Source organism: Aurantimonas sp. A3-2-R12 (genome assembly GCF_036016755.1).
Lineage (GTDB): Bacteria > Pseudomonadota > Alphaproteobacteria > Rhizobiales > Rhizobiaceae > Aurantimonas > Aurantimonas coralicida_A.
Genome location: NZ_JAYXIH010000023.1, coordinates 1 through 14,566 on the forward strand (window position 1 = coordinate 1; position 14,566 = coordinate 14,566).

Annotated in this window: 14 protein-coding genes and 2 pseudogenes; 9 read left to right on the forward strand and 7 right to left on the reverse strand. The window is 62.8% G+C overall.

Translation table 11 applies throughout. From position 1 onward, the window contains the following. Positions 1-132 precede the first annotated feature (132 nt). A protein-coding gene (locus VSX60_RS13020) for an IS5 family transposase (protein WP_327624642.1) occupies positions 133-887 on the forward strand; the annotation gives its coding sequence in 2 pieces (ribosomal slippage) (positions 133-466 and positions 466-887; 756 coding nt in all). A gap of 96 nt (positions 888-983) precedes the next feature. Here VSX60_RS13020 and VSX60_RS13025 read toward each other — a convergent pair. The 4 genes and pseudogenes from VSX60_RS13025 to VSX60_RS13035 form a co-directional block, all read right to left on the reverse strand. Beyond that, positions 984-1,187, reverse strand: a pseudogene (locus VSX60_RS13025) (NADP-specific glutamate dehydrogenase); the annotation flags it as partial. A 267-nt stretch (positions 1,188-1,454) separates the two neighbouring features. Next, positions 1,455-1,805: a hemerythrin domain-containing protein gene (locus VSX60_RS13030; RefSeq protein ID WP_327624700.1), complete on the reverse strand. Its 351-nt coding sequence runs from the start codon at positions 1,803-1,805 to the stop codon at positions 1,455-1,457. A 46-nt stretch (positions 1,806-1,851) separates the two neighbouring features. After that, positions 1,852-2,250 (reverse strand): annotated as a pseudogene (locus VSX60_RS22585) (helix-turn-helix domain-containing protein); the annotation flags it as partial. Between the two features lie 539 nt (positions 2,251-2,789). Next, complete coding sequence (locus tag VSX60_RS13035; RefSeq protein WP_327624643.1) at positions 2,790-3,668, reverse strand: LysR family transcriptional regulator; 879 nt, start codon at positions 3,666-3,668, stop codon at positions 2,790-2,792. A 151-nt stretch (positions 3,669-3,819) separates the two neighbouring features. Between VSX60_RS13035 and VSX60_RS13040 the strand changes: the two genes are divergently transcribed. The 5 genes from VSX60_RS13040 to VSX60_RS13060 are packed head-to-tail and all read left to right on the forward strand — an operon-like array spanning position 3,820 to position 7,893. Continuing rightward, positions 3,820-4,860, forward strand: coding sequence for a D-cysteine desulfhydrase (locus tag VSX60_RS13040; RefSeq protein WP_327624701.1), 1,041 nt, complete (start codon positions 3,820-3,822; stop codon positions 4,858-4,860). A gap of 18 nt (positions 4,861-4,878) precedes the next feature. Beyond that, positions 4,879-5,742: an amino acid ABC transporter substrate-binding protein gene (locus VSX60_RS13045; RefSeq protein ID WP_327624644.1), complete on the forward strand. Its 864-nt coding sequence runs from the start codon at positions 4,879-4,881 to the stop codon at positions 5,740-5,742. A gap of 49 nt (positions 5,743-5,791) precedes the next feature. Beyond that, a complete protein-coding gene (locus tag VSX60_RS13050) occupies positions 5,792-6,508 on the forward strand; it encodes an amino acid ABC transporter permease (protein WP_327624645.1) in 717 nt (238 codons plus the stop codon). A gap of 3 nt (positions 6,509-6,511) precedes the next feature. Further along, positions 6,512-7,168: an amino acid ABC transporter permease gene (locus tag VSX60_RS13055; protein ID WP_327624646.1), complete on the forward strand. Its 657-nt coding sequence runs from the start codon at positions 6,512-6,514 to the stop codon at positions 7,166-7,168. After that, complete coding sequence (locus VSX60_RS13060; protein ID WP_327624647.1) at positions 7,165-7,893, forward strand: amino acid ABC transporter ATP-binding protein; 729 nt, start codon at positions 7,165-7,167, stop codon at positions 7,891-7,893. The genes VSX60_RS13055 and VSX60_RS13060 overlap by 4 nt, the downstream gene beginning before the upstream one ends. A gap of 223 nt (positions 7,894-8,116) precedes the next feature. On the opposite strand, the gene VSX60_RS13065 is transcribed toward VSX60_RS13060, so the two are convergent. The 3 genes from VSX60_RS13065 to VSX60_RS13075 all read right to left on the reverse strand — a co-directional run bounded on the left by VSX60_RS13065 (position 8,117) and on the right by VSX60_RS13075 (position 10,937). Beyond that, positions 8,117-9,703: a phospholipase D family protein gene (locus VSX60_RS13065; RefSeq protein WP_327624648.1), complete on the reverse strand. Its 1,587-nt coding sequence runs from the start codon at positions 9,701-9,703 to the stop codon at positions 8,117-8,119. After that, positions 9,700-10,470, reverse strand: a complete 771-nt coding sequence (locus tag VSX60_RS13070) for an endonuclease/exonuclease/phosphatase family protein (protein ID WP_327624649.1) — start codon at positions 10,468-10,470, stop codon at positions 9,700-9,702. The genes VSX60_RS13065 and VSX60_RS13070 overlap by 4 nt, the downstream gene beginning before the upstream one ends. A 269-nt stretch (positions 10,471-10,739) precedes the next feature. Next, positions 10,740-10,937, reverse strand: a complete 198-nt coding sequence (locus VSX60_RS13075) for a hypothetical protein (RefSeq protein ID WP_327624706.1) — start codon at positions 10,935-10,937, stop codon at positions 10,740-10,742. A gap of 41 nt (positions 10,938-10,978) precedes the next feature. Between VSX60_RS13075 and VSX60_RS13080 the strand changes: the two genes are divergently transcribed. The 3 genes from VSX60_RS13080 (at position 10,979) to VSX60_RS13090 (ending at position 14,564) form a co-directional block, all read left to right on the forward strand. Continuing rightward, positions 10,979-11,893, forward strand: a complete 915-nt coding sequence (locus VSX60_RS13080) for a LysR family transcriptional regulator (RefSeq protein ID WP_327624650.1) — start codon at positions 10,979-10,981, stop codon at positions 11,891-11,893. 158 nt (positions 11,894-12,051) lie between these two features. Continuing rightward, positions 12,052-13,386 carry an amidase gene (locus VSX60_RS13085; protein WP_327624651.1) on the forward strand — a complete coding sequence of 445 codons (1,335 nt, stop codon included), beginning with the start codon at positions 12,052-12,054 and terminating at the stop codon, positions 13,384-13,386. Then, complete coding sequence (locus VSX60_RS13090; RefSeq protein ID WP_327624652.1) at positions 13,383-14,564, forward strand: CaiB/BaiF CoA transferase family protein; 1,182 nt, start codon at positions 13,383-13,385, stop codon at positions 14,562-14,564. The genes VSX60_RS13085 and VSX60_RS13090 overlap by 4 nt, the downstream gene beginning before the upstream one ends. The last annotated feature ends 2 nt before the right edge of the window (positions 14,565-14,566 follow it).

Consider the following 14,566-nt stretch of genomic DNA (forward strand, 5'->3'; position numbering starts at 1 on the left):
ACTTGGCGACGCGCCCACCAAGCCGCAGCTCGACAAGCGCATCTCAAATCCAAAGAGCAACTGTAATGCTAGGCTCAGGACCTATTAATTTCTCTTGATCTGTGATTCAGGGTTTCCGTCAAGGAGGTTCTGATGGCTGGTTTGTTTTTGCTGAGCGAGCGCCAGATGGCGCGGATATCGCCGCATTTCCCTTTGTCGCACGGGGTTCCTCGCGTCGATGACCGGCGGGTGGTGAGCGGCATCGTCTATGTGATCCGCAACGGTTTGCAGTGGAAGGACGCGCCGGCCGGTTATGGCCCGCACAAGACGCTGTACAACCGCTTCATCCGCTGGAGCCGGCTCGGTGTCTTCAACCGGATATTCTCGGCTTTGGCGGGCGAAGGGCCGAGGCCCGAACGCATCATGATTGACGCGACCCATCTGAAGGCTCACCGGACGGCGGCGAGCCTTCTAAAAAAGGGGATGTTCCCCGACGTATCGGGCGCACCAAAGGCGGCCTGAACTCCAAGCTCCATGCCGTCTGCGACGATGATGGCCGGCCGATCATCCTGCTCTTGTCGGAAGGCCAGTTGAGCGACCACAAGGGCGCCCGTCTCGTGCTCGGCGCCCTGCCGCCGGCCTCCAGCCTGATTGCCGACCGGGGCTATGACAGCGCCTGGTTCCGCGAAGAGCTCGAAGCCAGAGGCATCGAGCCCTGCATCCCGTCATCGAAGAGCCGTAAGACGCCCTTCGCCTACGACAAGACCCTCTACCGCCAGCGGCACAAGGTCGAGAACCTCTTCGCCAAACTCAAGGACTGGCGTCGCGTCGCAACCCGCTACGACCGATGCGCCCACACCTTCTTCTCGGCCATCTGCATCGCAGCCGCCGTCATCTTCTGGCTCTGATCAATGAGTCCTGAGCCTAGCTTTTGATGAGACACGATGTCGAGGGCCAGATCGGCGCCGGACGGCACGAGCGGTCCGATGGCCGGGGGACCTATCGTACCCGCGATTGATCTGCACCTCGCCTCGGTCGTCGATCCACGGCACTCGGAAGATGACCTGGCGCTCGGGTTCACAAATCCGTTCGATCCGCGCCTCGTCAGCATATTCGGGATGTTTCGAGACGACGGGGCCGAGACTTTCCAACACTTCGTGGACGGACTGATGGAACTCCTGTTCACCGGCGTTGCGGTGCAGGACCATGCTCAGGATCGGTTGCAGCTTTCATCAATTGCGTTCATGCATTGTCATTCGGGAATGGACGGTCAACGTTTCGAACTCCTTGGGGGGCTGATGAGAGTTCTGCAGGCGTGTTTTCCGTCCGGACCACGTGTCGGCACGATCCCGTTTACGGCCCACCAGCGGACCGCCAACTTCCATGAGGATGGTTCGTCCGCGGGCCCGCTGCTCGGATGCGGAAATTGCCGTGGTCGCTGCCAGTTGGAGGACGACACAAGGCCAGCTACGAGGTCATGCGCTCGCCTCGAATCGCGGGAACAGCACGTTGTTCTCAAGGTGGATATGTTCCATCAAATCATCCTTGAGCTGCGCCGCTCCAGCGTAAAGCGCCTGCCACGACCGGCAGGCGCCGTCCGGCAAGGTATAGTCGCCGGTTATCTGCGCCACCCGCTCCAGAAAGGCGCCGTGAGCATCGTGATCGTGGCGCATCTCGGTGATCGGCGCATCCAATTGTCCCGTGGCCTGTCGACGCATGGCTGGAAACAGGATCAATTCTTCCTTCTTCATGTGCACCTCCAATTCGCCCATGATCTGTTGCAAGGCGTTGGCCAGCCCTTCCGGCGCGTTCGGGTGGGCGGGCAGAGAGTTTGCGGTAGCCCATGGCCCGCAGTTCGCGGCACAGCGTTTGCACGCTTATGGGGATGCGGAACTCCTCGAACACCCATTGCGCCAGATCTACGAGCCGCCAGCGCACCACCCCGTCGACGGCCGGGATCGGGCCCGCCTCAAGCTTGCCCGCCAGAGCCTGCCGCTCGTCCGGCCCTAGCCGCGAGGGCGCGCCGGGCGACTTGCGGTCCAGGAGACCGTCCAGGCCCTCGGCGTTGAAACGCACGACCCAGTCCCGCACGATCTGGCGCGTCACGTCTCCGACCTTGGCCGCATCGCTGCGCGTGCCGCCCTCGTAGATCGTCGCCAGTGCCAAAAGCCGGCGGGTCTGAGATGCGTCCCGAGAACGCCGAGCAGCGTGACGAAGTGTGTTCGTATCGAAGTCAGAGCGAAGCGGAACCGGCGTGGCCATGGCGGACATCCTCCTGTTCGCCCCAATGAATCACATCAGTTCCGCGCCGAGAATCCCCTACGAGTCATAAAATCCGAGAGCTGGTATGAGGCGGATGAACTCTCGAGGGGATCGGACTTCAAGCCTGAGTGCGGGTGGATTTCGCAGTAGCGATCCCAACTGGGATCAGAAACTTTGCTTCTATAAGTTCTTGCAGCTGGATCTGTGGGCCACACCGGTGGTACACAGGTCGAATTGGCGCTTAGCGGAAACCCCCGCTATGTAGGCGTTTCAATCTTCTGGTCGCAGAGTCCCCCCCCTCTCCGCCACAATCCGCATAAATCATTGACGCGGATAGAGTATTTCAGCCATCGCCATCGCCATCGGTAGCCGTAGACCCTGGTACAGAAACCTGGTCCAGATGTAACGCGCAAGATCACATACACATTGGCGGGATTATCCGGGATTGGCCGGGATCAGGTGGGAAAAGCGTGTATCGACAGGGGTTTGAAGAGGGCCACGACCGCGCCACGTTGGCGTCTCTGATCAAGAGCCGCCGCGGGGTTATTCTAGATGTCGTCGACAAGGTCGAGGGCGGGCTGGTTGTCGTTAGGCGCGAACAGCGAAATGTCGAGGGGGATCGAGCCGTGGCGCCCGGCAAGGCTCACCAGGTTTCCGGCGGCCAGATCCCGCCGGCACATCGATTGCGGAATCCACCCCAGTCCGACACCGCTGCGGATGAGCTCGAGAACGCCCAACGTAAAAGCCGACTCGACCCGTACCCAACCCCCTTCCTGGACAAAGGGTTCGTTGAGACCGGTCCGTTCTATCAGACGACCGAAGTGGCTACTTTGCGGATAGCCGACGAGTGGCAGTGCCTTCCCCGTGCCACCATCCCCGTCGATCCGATAACGTAGCGAACCGCCGACGACCGGGATCAGCGTATCGCGCATCCAAATCCGGCGTTCGATCGATGCGTCGAAGGGAAGGGGCGGAAAATCCCGCGCTTCGTAGCACAGGAGGAGATCGGCTTCACCGTGCAGGAAAAGCGAGATGCAATCCTCGCGGTTCATCGTCCGCAGGCGCAAGGCGAGGTCGGGACTGCTGTCCTGGAAGCGATCGAGCAGCGAGGCAAACACATCCGTCGCGAGCGCATGTTGGGTTGCGAGGACCACGGTTTGCGGCCGCCCACCCTGTGCGATGATTTGACCGCGCAGACGCGACAATCGTTTGAGAAGCGTGCGGATCTCTGCTTCGTTCTCCGTCAGGCTGGCACGGAGAACGACGCTGTTTGCCCTGCGTTCGAGAAGAGGGACGCCGGCCCAATCCTCCAATGCCCGGATACGGCGGGAAAAGGCCGGCTGAGTGACATTACGCCGCGCGGCAGCACGACTGAGGGTTTTTTCCTCGAGCAAGGCCAGCGCGTCTTCGAGAAGCTTCAGATCCATGCGGCCCCACCCATACGTCCGGTATGAGTAGGCAAGAATATCGGCATTATCAATCCTGTGCGCTCCCGGCTATCGATTCGCGGAGATCAATAATCCCAAGGGGCGACTTCCCATGACGGCGAGCGAGACACCGAGCGCGGTCCACGACACCATGAGGCGGCGCCGCGATGTGTTAGCCCGGACTTTGCAAACCTTTCCAAGGCTTGCTCTTGGACATCTGCCGACGCCGCTGGAGCCGATGGACCGTCTGAGCGAACATTTAGGAGGGCCCCGTATTTGGGTGAAGCGAGACGACTGTACCGGCCTCTCCACGGGTGGCAACAAGACGCGCAAGCTTGAGTTCCTCATGGCCGACGCGCTGGAGAAACAGGCGGACTGCGTCATCACGCAGGGGGCCACGCAGTCGAATCATGCGCGTCAGACCGCAGCCGCGGCGGCAAAGCTCGGCCTTGCGTGCCACATCCTGCTTGAGGATCGGACCGGCTCGAACGACCGTCAGTACAATATGAACGGCAACGTCCTGCTTGATCGGCTCCACGGAGCCAGCGTGGCAATGCGTCCTGGGGGCGCCGATATGGCGGCGGCAATGGAGGCGCTGGCGGACGAGCTCAGGGCTGAGGGGCGCAGGCCCTACGTCATTCCCGGCGGCGGATCGAACCCCGTGGGCGCGCTGGGTTATGTGGCCGCCGCCGAAGAATTAATGCGCCAGGCGGATCAGATCGGATTCGCGATCGATGCGATCGTCCACGCAACCGGGAGTTCGGGCACGCAGGCGGGACTGGTCGCCGGTCTCGCGGCCCTGGAATCGGACGTCGATCTCCTGGGCATCGGCGTGCGCGCGCCGCGGGAAAAGCAGGAAGGCATGGTCTACGACCTTGCCTGCCGGACCATGGAACACCTCGGCGCGGGCTTCGCGATCGAGCGTGAGCGCGTGCGCGCAAACTGCGACTATGTGGGACCCGGATACGGTCTACCCACGGACGGGATGCGCGAGGCGGTCAAACTCCTCGCTCGGCTTGAGGGCCTGCTCTTCGATCCGGTCTATTCCGGCAAGGGGCTCGACGGGCTCATCGACCTCGTCGGCAAGGGGCGATTCGATGGCGCGCGCAACGTCGTCTTCCTGCACACCGGGGGCAGTGCCGCCCTGTTCGGCTACCCGGAGACATTCGACCTCGACGATCCTCAATCCTGAACAGCAAGGAAGTTCACTATGAGATATACCTCCGTCGTTCTCGCTGCGGTGCTCGCCGCAGGCACGGCCCTGCCCGCAGCGGCGCAGGAACTGACCGGAAAGCTCGCCAAGATCGCCGAGGCGGGCGAGATCGTGATCGGGCACCGGGAGAGCTCTGTGCCGTTCGCCTATCTGGACGAGAACCAGCAGCCGGTGGGGTACTCCATCGATCTGTGCATGAAGGTCGTCGAGGCCGTCGAGGAGACCGTCGGCAAGGACATCGAGGTCCGCTATGTCCCGGTTAATCCGAAAACCCGCATCGCGCTCATGGCCAATGGCACCATCGACCTCGAATGCGGCTCGACCACAAACAACCTCACCCGTCAGGAGCAGGTGGAGTATCTGCCGACCACCTTCATCACCGGGACCAAAATTCTGACGCGCAGGGATTCAGGCATCCAGTCGGTTGATGACCTGGATGGCAAGGCCATTGCGCTCGCCCAAGGCACGACGAACGAACGCGCCGTCAAGGCCGCGGTGGAGGAGAAAGGGCTCGATGTCAAGATTCTTCCCGTGCGCGACCACGCCGAGGGGATGCTGGCGCTGGAAACCGACCGGGTGGACGCTTATTCGACCGACCACATCCTGCTTTTCGGGCTCATCTCGAAGGCGAAGAACCCCGATGATTTCGCGGTGGTCGGCGACTTCCTCTCCTTCGATCCATACGCGATTATGGTGCCGCGCAACGACAGCGCCTTCGAACTCGCCGGCAAGAAAGCCCTCGCCGAGTTGTTCCGGTCCGGCGAAATCGATGCCATCTACGAAAAGTGGTTCGGGCCGATGGGCGTGGAGCAGACCGACCTGTTGAAGGCGGCGTTCCAGATACAGGCGCTGCCTGAGTAAGCAGCAGTAGCGGCGCCACCGTGTCTATTACCAGCGGGACGACCCGAAGATGAACTACAACTGGAATTGGGGCGTCCTGTTCGAGGAACCCTATCTGGAATGGCTCATTTCGGGCGTCCAATGGACATTCGCTGTGGCGCTCGCGGCTTGGGTCATCGCGCTCGTCGTGGGCGTCACCGTGGGGGTCGGGCGGACGCTGCCCTCCCGCCCGATTGCGCTGATCTGCACGGTCTACGTCGAACTTTTCCGCAACGTACCGCTGCTCGTGCAGATGTTCCTGTGGTACTTCGTCGTGCCCGAGATCGTGCCCGAAGATGTCGGCCGCTGGATGAAACGGGATATGCCGAACCCGGAATACGTGACGGCGGTCGTCGCGCTCGGCCTTTATACCGCGAGCCGCGTGGCCGAGCAGGTACGCGCCGGCGTCCAGTCGGTCGGTAGCGGGCTGACCAGCGCGGCTTACGCCAACGGTCTTTCCGTCGCGCAGACCTATCGTTATGTCCTTCTACCCATCGCCTTCAGGCTGATCGTGCCGCCCCTTACGTCGGAATTTCTGACGATTTTCAAGAATTCGTCGCTTGCGCTGACGATCGGGCTTCTGGAGCTCACCGCGCAAAGCCAGCAGATTGCCGAGTACACGTTCCAGGGGTTTGAAGCCTTCACCGCCGCGACGGTCATCTACGTCTGCATCGCGCTTCTGGCCACGGTTGCCGCGCAGGCCATCGAGAAGCATACGCGCATTCCCGGCTATGTCGGGGGGGCGTGAGCGATGGGCGATTTCGACATCAGCGTCATCACGGACAACCTGCCGTTCCTTTGGCAGGGGCTGCAGCTTTCGCTGCTGCTGACCGGTCTCGCGATCATTGGCGGCATCGTCCTGGGAACGGTTCTGGCGCTGATGCGACTATCCGGCATACTGCCGCTGGCGCTTTTCGCGGCGGGCTACGTGAACCTGATCCGGTCCGTCCCGCTCATCCTCGTGATCTTCTGGTTCTATTTCCTGGTACCGCTGGCCTTGGGGCGTCCGGTCGGTGGCTTCCAATCGGCGCTGATCGCCTTCGTTATGTTCGAAGCGGCGTACTATTCCGAGATCATCCGCGCCGGCATCCAGTCGATCCGCAAGGGGCAGGTCCAGGCCGGTCAGGCGACCGGTTTGTCCTATTGGCAGATCCAGCGCTACGTCGTGCTGCCGCAGGCATTTCGGAACATGATCCCCATCCTGGTGACGCAAGGCATCATCCTGTTCCAGGATACCAGCCTCGTCTTTGTCGTCTCCTTGCGTGATTTCATGACGGTCTCGTCGATCATCGCGCGGACCGAGGGCCGGCTGGCGGAAATGTATATTTTCGCTGCCCTGGTCTATTTCGCCATCTGTCTCGCCGGATCGCTCTTCGTCCGCCGGCTACAAAAGGCAAAGCCCGCATGATCGACCTTCAAAACGTCTCCAAGTGGTACGGTGACTTCCAAGTGCTTGCCGACTGCACCACCCAGGTGGCTCGGGGCGAGGTGGTGGTGGTCTGCGGTCCCTCGGGTTCGGGCAAGTCGACGTTGATCAAATGCGTCAACGGCCTCGAGCCGGTACAGAAGGGCTCGATCACGGTGGACGGTATCGAGGTCACCGAACGCAGGACCAACCTGACCCAACTGCGCGCGCGAATCGGGATGGTGTTCCAACATTTCGAGCTGTACCCGCACATGACCGTACGGGAAAACCTCTGTCTCGCACAGGAGAAGGTGCTGGGACGCAGCCGGGCCGAGGCCGTGGCCAAGGCGGAAAGTCTGCTCGAAAGAGTGGGGCTGGCCGAACACATCGACAAACATCCCGGCGCACTGTCCGGCGGTCAGCAGCAGAGGGTCGCGATCTCGCGGGCGCTCGCGATGGACCCGATCGCCATGCTGTTCGACGAGCCGACCTCGGCGCTCGATCCAGAGATGATCAACGAAGTGCTTGATGTGATGGTCGAACTTGCGCGCGACGGCATGACGATGATCGTCGTCACGCACGAGATGGGCTTTGCCCGCAAGGTCGCGGATCGGGTGGTCTTCATGGATGAGGGTAGGATCGTCGAGGACCGACCCACCGAAGAGTTCTTCGGCAATCCCGAAAGTGAGCGGGCGCAGGAGTTCCTGTCGAAGATCCTCAACCACTGATGACCTCCGGGCGTTGGAGCTTCTGCCTCCAGCTCATACCCACACGCCGACGCGAGCTTTTCTGCATAGCGCCCTCCGACATGCGTCTTAAACGGCTGCCTCAAATGCCTCGGCCCGGGCTTGCGCGAAGAGCGCAGAGGCCTCAAGGAACTGCCGTTCGTCGAGAACATCATCGGATCGGTTCAAGCTCAAAATGACAATTGAAGATGAGTCTTGGGCGTGGTTACAGCAGTCGCTCGATCGGCATGTATCGTATCACGGCAGCCAGGACGGCCGCCGGACGTGTGATCCCGGGTTCTTGGCTGCGATTTGTGCGGCCATCGTGCCAGAAGAGCCGCCGTCCTTCGCGCGTGACACGGTAGGCAACGCTCGGTGATCGTCCGTCCTCCAGAAATGCGGCGGTGCGTTCGGCGAAACCCGACCCGTGTATCAATAGAACGACTTCGCTATTGTCTAACGCGGAGCGCGGGTCGAGGTTGAACGAACCGATCACGGAGAGACGATCGTCAATCACCATGACCTTGGAGTGCAAACTGGCTGCGACGTCATCATGTCTGTGACTGCCGGTGATGGAGCCGTGCAGCAGCGAGGCTACCCGGCGCACCGGTGCGTTGAGCTTGAGTTCGTGGATCGCGACACCGGCATCGAGCAAGGCAGGTCTGTATTTGGCGTAGCCTGCCTGTGCGGCGAGGACGTCGTTGGTGGCGAAGGAATTGGTCGTGACTCGCACCTTGACGCCGCGATCCACGAGCGCCGCGAAACGGCGCACGCCATTTCGACCCGGAATAAGGTAGCCGGATTCGATGTCGAGCGTTTGTTCGGCCGCGGCAGTCAGATCGGCGATACGCCTTGCGACCTTGCGATGGTCGGGGCCGGTAATTCCCGGATGGTCGTCCACAATGCTTGACGGGCACCAGACGAGATCGGCCAGCAACGCCCGGACCGAGGGAAGATCGGCGACCCGGGCGACGGCGCCAGGATCCGTCTCTCCGGCGTTTCCCAGGCGTTCGGCGCCGATCGCCTCGTCAAGCATCTTCAGGTGCCGTTCGATCACGGCCGATCCGGCCCGTTCCTCCACACCGAATGCAGAGGACGGCATGGCCAGTTCGCTGTCCCAGTATTGTTGTACCGACGCCCCCATGGCGGCTGCGGACGGACCGGCTATCAGCACGTCGCAGTCGCGGAAGTTCATGGTCTCCGCCAAACCGAAATACGCATTGCCGATGTTGCGTCCGCCCGTGATCGCGACGACGTCGTCGACGACAAGAGCCTTGTTATGCATGCGCCTGTTGAGACGTGCGAAGGCAAAGAACCAGTGCAGGAAGTAGGCGCGACGTGTCAGTGAGGCGTTGTAGATGCGCACTGTCACCTGCGGATGCGCTGCCAGCGTCTTGACCAGGGTGCGTGTGCCGCTTGCATGGAGGTCGTCGAGCAGGACGCGCACGCGAACGCCGCGCCCGGCGGCTTCGATCACGTGACGCGCCATCAGATGTCCGGCCAGGTCGCTGTGCCAGGTGTAGTATTGAAGATCGATCGTGTCGGCCGCAGCTTCAATGAGCGCAAGCCGCGCGGCGAGGGCCTTGGGTCCGTCCGGGAGAAGGTCGTGTCCGCTGTGACCCGTGTCGCGCGCGTTGTCTGGAGTGAGCGTCTTGACCAGGTCCCGCAGCGCTGACGGGCGTGCAGGGACGGCGCATGCCCCTTCGCGATTCAGGATGTCGCGCCGAATGTGGCGATAGCGCCGTTCGCCCAGCAGGACGAGACCGCCGAGTCCGAACAGGACGCCGAGGATCGCCAGAAGCCATTGCGTCATGTCGCTTCGTCCCCGATCCCAGACATCTCGGGCCCGAGAGCCGTCTGACCTGTGGAGAGAGGGTTCCGGTCACCGCTGATCTCGAACTCCGCCCAAATAGGCAGGTGGTCGGAAGCGATCCGGGCGAGCCGGTCGGCGATGACGGCGCAATCGGTGAGAGCGAGACGATCATTGTGGTAGATGCGGTCGAGCGGGGTCAAGGGCCGCCGGGACGGATAGCTGGGCCCGGTGGGAGTCAACGACATCTCTTTCTCGAACAGGCTCAGGCTGTTGGGAGTGCGCCCCCACCCATTGAAGTCACCCACGATAATCGCCGCGCGTTTCGCGTCCAGTTCAACTGCGGCGAGCAGCGCCCGCGACTGCCGATAGCGGTATCGGGCGAGCAGGCCCAAATGTGTGGCAATCATCCGCAGGGGAAACTCTCCGGCGTTCAAATCAGCAAGGACCGCTCCTCTCGGCTCCAGGCCGGGCAGCTCGAGACAACGTGTCTGCCGCACGTCGATGCGGTCGCCAACCAGCACGACATTGCCATGCCAGCCGAGGCCTGGCTCATCGTGGTCAAGCGCGGCGAGCCGAAGGCCGGTGCGTTCGTGAATCTTGGCCGCGTCGAAAATCGCCCGTCGCTGGTTGAAACGATAATCGGCTTCCTGCAACGCGACGATGTCAGCGTCCAACGACGCGACCAGATCGAGGATACGTTCCGGGTCCCGTCGTGCATCGCGACCGATCGCCTTGCGGATGTTATAGCTGGCAACCCTGATCCGCATCGTAACCTCGTCGCATTGCGTCCCCGCCGGCCTCCAGACATGTAGAACGAGGCAAGGCAAAACCAGGGCAACCGACGAAATCCCTGAATCGGTCGCCATCGCATGAAAGAGTCGTTGGACCTCACTGACGTCCATGCCGCCGTGCCAGCCCGTGAGATATCTTGCTCATGTGGTCACTGCTTGATGGTTGCTTGGCTCGAGCCGTCGCCAGGGATCTTCCTGTCGACACTTGCGTCCTATTCGGCCGGCTGCCCCGCAGGCTTGTCGTCTTAGGCTGCGACGTGGTGCGCATCCGGCGCATCCGGGGTAAACCGCGAGACGAAACGGCCCAGCTGATCGAGATAGGTCAGGATCACTGGCACCACGACGAGCGTCAGCAGGGTCGAGGAAATCAGGCCGCCGATGACCGCGTGGGCTATCGGGGCGCGTTGCGACCCGCCTTCGCGCTCGCGGTCGGCCGGGCCCATGATCCGTTGACAGGATGGCGGCGCGCGAGCCTTCATCGCTGATGGAAACATGGCGTCACGATCTTTTCTCCCTCGCGCTTTTCATCCGGATCTGCGAGGCGCACAGCATCACCCGCGCCGCCGAGCAAATGAACGTCGCCACCTCGGCGGTGAGCCGACGCGTCGCTCTCCTCGAAAGCGAGGCCGGGCTGCCGCTGCTAATTCGCAAACCGCATGGCGTTGAGCCGACCACAGCCGGCCTGCTCATGCTGCGTTATGCGCGCGACGTCATGCATCTTGGCCGGCAACTCGACGCCGCGCTGGATGATCATCGATCGGGAGCCAGTGGCCATATCCGGGTCTATGCCTCGAGTTCGGTCCTGGTGGAGTGTCTTGCCGCTCATCTGTCCCAATTCGGACGCGAATATCCGCGCATCAAGCTCGATCTGGAAGAGCGGCCAAGCGCCGACACTCTCGAAGCCCTGCATCGCCGCCAAGCCGATATCGGAGTGGTTGTGGCCGGCAGCGAGATGGGCGGATTGTCAAGCTTTGCCTATGCCAGCGACTCGCTTGCCGTGGCGCTTCCGAAAAACCATCGCCTCGCTGGGGCGGAGCGCCTGCGATTCAGCGAGCTTTTCGACGATGATCACATCGCGCTCGAGCCGGGAACCGCCGTGCATCGGTTGCTAGCGGAAAAGTCGCGCGCCTATCAGCCAGGGCCAAGAATCCGGGTGCAGGTCCGAAGTTTCGAGGTCATGTGCCAAATGATCGGCCAAGGCCTTGGGATCGGGATCCTTCCACGCCGCGCCGTTGGTCCGCTGGCAGCGGCCTTGGGTCTGACGCTGGTCGCTCTCGACGAGCCGTGGGCCGAGCGAAAATTCGTCATCTGCGTGCAATCGCCTGACAATCTCAGCGCGTCGGCCGATCGGCTAGTTTCATTCCTGCGCGAACAGGTGCAGCCCGCGCCTGAGGCGTGAAGCCCGGTTTCCCGGATTGCTGGTTCTCCCCATGCCAGACGCGAATTCTCCATATTCGAAATCTGACACCACGGAATTCTAATTCCCGGAAGCATTTTTTACCCATAGGCTGAGAAAGTCATTCGGACGTGATGCAGACGAAATTGGGACATTGACGCTTGTCACACTCCTCTCTCCCGGACTGGACAGGCCTTCAAAAGGAAGGTCGTGCGCGGCAAATCGCCCATCGCCAAGCGATCGCGGCGGATCTCGACCAGGCATTCAACCTGTTTGTCGAGCGTGAAGGCGGCGAGAGCGCGAATTCGGACGGTATCCTGGAGGGAATGCCCTACGCAGCCAAGGACATGTTCGATCTGCCGGGCCGGGCACCTCTGTTCGGTCTGGACAAGGCCTTGTCCGCGCCCCCGCGGCATCCGGCGGAAATTCTTCGCCGTCTCGATCGGGCGGGCGGGCATCGCATCGGGCTCACCCGGTTGACGTCGATCGCCTATGAGCCCTCGGGAGCGGGCACCGCGCTCAATCCATGGAACCCCGAGATGGCGCCCGGCGGGTCGTCGTCGGGCTCGGCCGCCGCCGTGGCCTGCGGGGCTGCTTTCATCGCTCTGGGATCGGACACCGGCGGGTCGTTGCGCATTCCGGCCCATTGCTGCGGCGTGACGGCGTGGAAACCGAGCCCCGATACGATACCGCGCAACGGCGCGGCGACCCTTGCGCCGAGTCTCGATACGATCGGCCTGATCGCCCGCAGCGCCCGCGATATTCTGCTGACGATGGACGCGACGCATCTTGCGCCCCCTTCCGGCGAAATCGAAGCGGAGCGCGCGAAGCCGGGCATCGCGATTGCGGTGGATATCATGGCGCTCGCCGAGCCCTCCGTCAGATCTGCTTGCGAGGCCGGGATCGCACATCTCTCCGGGCTTGGGTTTTCGCTACAAGACCGCGACGCGAAACCCGAAATCAAACGGGCCGGAGATGCGGCGCTGCGCGTTCTGCAAGGGGAGGCGGCCCGCCATTTCGCCCCCTCACTCGACGCCCTTTCCGCCAACCCGTCGCTGCGCCGTCGCCTCGAGATGGGGCTCAGCGTCGATGACGCGACCCTCGCTTCGGATCTCGCCGGGCGGAAGGCCGCGCGCCAGGAATTTCTGACGGCGGTCTTCGGACGCTGCGATTTCCTCGCGCTGCCGGTCATGCCGATCCGCACGCCGGCGCTCACGGAGGTCGACCCGGCCTCGAACGACTTTACCCCCCGCATCCTTTACGCCCTGAGTGCCTGGACCCTGTTCGCCAACTATCTCGGCCTGCCGGTTCTCGCCTTGCCGACCGGCTTCGACGACCGGAACATGCCGGTCGGCTTGCAAATCGTCGGCCGGCCGGGAAGCGATCGACGTCTCGTCGCGCTCGGCGCGGCGTTCCAGGCGGGTTCCGCATGGCATGGCCGCATGCCGCGCTTCGCCGGGCCGATCATCGAACAAGCGGAGAGAGCGGTCGCATGAGTGACGGAGCCCTGTCCCATTTGCGTGTTCTGGATCTGACGCGCGTTCGCGCCGGGCCCACATGCTGCCGCATCCTTGCCGATTTTGGCGCGGACGTGGTCAAGGTCGAGGCTCCGGTCGGCATCGATCCTAACGAGAACATGAGCGGGCCGCGGCACGGCTACGACATGCTGAACCTGCATCGCAGCAAGCGCTCGCTCACCTTGAACCTGAAGAAGCCGCAAGGTCACCATCTGTTCATGCGGCTGGTCAAGGACGCCGATGTCGTCGTGGAGAATTTTCGGCCTGATGTGAAGGACCGGCTCGGGATTGGCTACGAGGTGCTGAAGGCCGTCAACCCGCGGATCATCCTGGCCTCGATCTCCGGTTTCGGTCAGTCCGGACCTTATCGGATGCGCGCGGGATTCGATCAGATTGCCCAGGGTATGGGCGGCTTGATGAGCGTCACGGGACTGCCAGGTCAAGGTCCGGTCCGGGCCGGCATTGCGGTGGCCGACTCGGCTGCGGGAATCTACGCCGCCTGCGGTATCCTCGTCGCCGTCACCGAGCGGGAACGATCCGGCGAAGGGCAATGGCTGCACACATCGCTGCTGGAAGCGCAGATCGCGATGATGGATTTCCAGGCCGCCCGTTATCTGATCGACGGCGAGGTTTCGGGGCAGGTCGGCAACGACCATCCCTATTCGACGCCGATGGGTGTCGTGGAAACCGCCGATGGCTACATCAACATCGCCGTCGGCGGCGAGGGGCAGTGGCGGCCGTTCTGCGAGGCGATCGCTCGGCCGGATCTCTCCGATGGTGCGCAATACCGCACGCAAGCGGATCGGTTCGCCAACCGACCCGCGCTGATGGCCCTGTTGCGCGACGTCTTCAAGCAGCGGCCCTCCGCCGAATGGCTTGAGCGACTGGAGGAGCACGGCGTGCCGGCCGGACCGATCAATGGCATCGACGCGGTCTTCGACGATCCGCAGGTCCGTCATCTCGGCATGGCAGTGCCGATGGAGCACGGCGCACGTGGCCCAATTCGGGTCGTCGGGCAGCCGATCACCATGACGCGGACGCCCGCCGACATCCGGGCGCCGGCCCCCGACCCGGGCGAACACACGGATGAGATCCTCGCCGAAGCAGGGCTGACGGCCGGCGAGATCGCGGCGCTGCGACATGACGAGGTGATCTGACG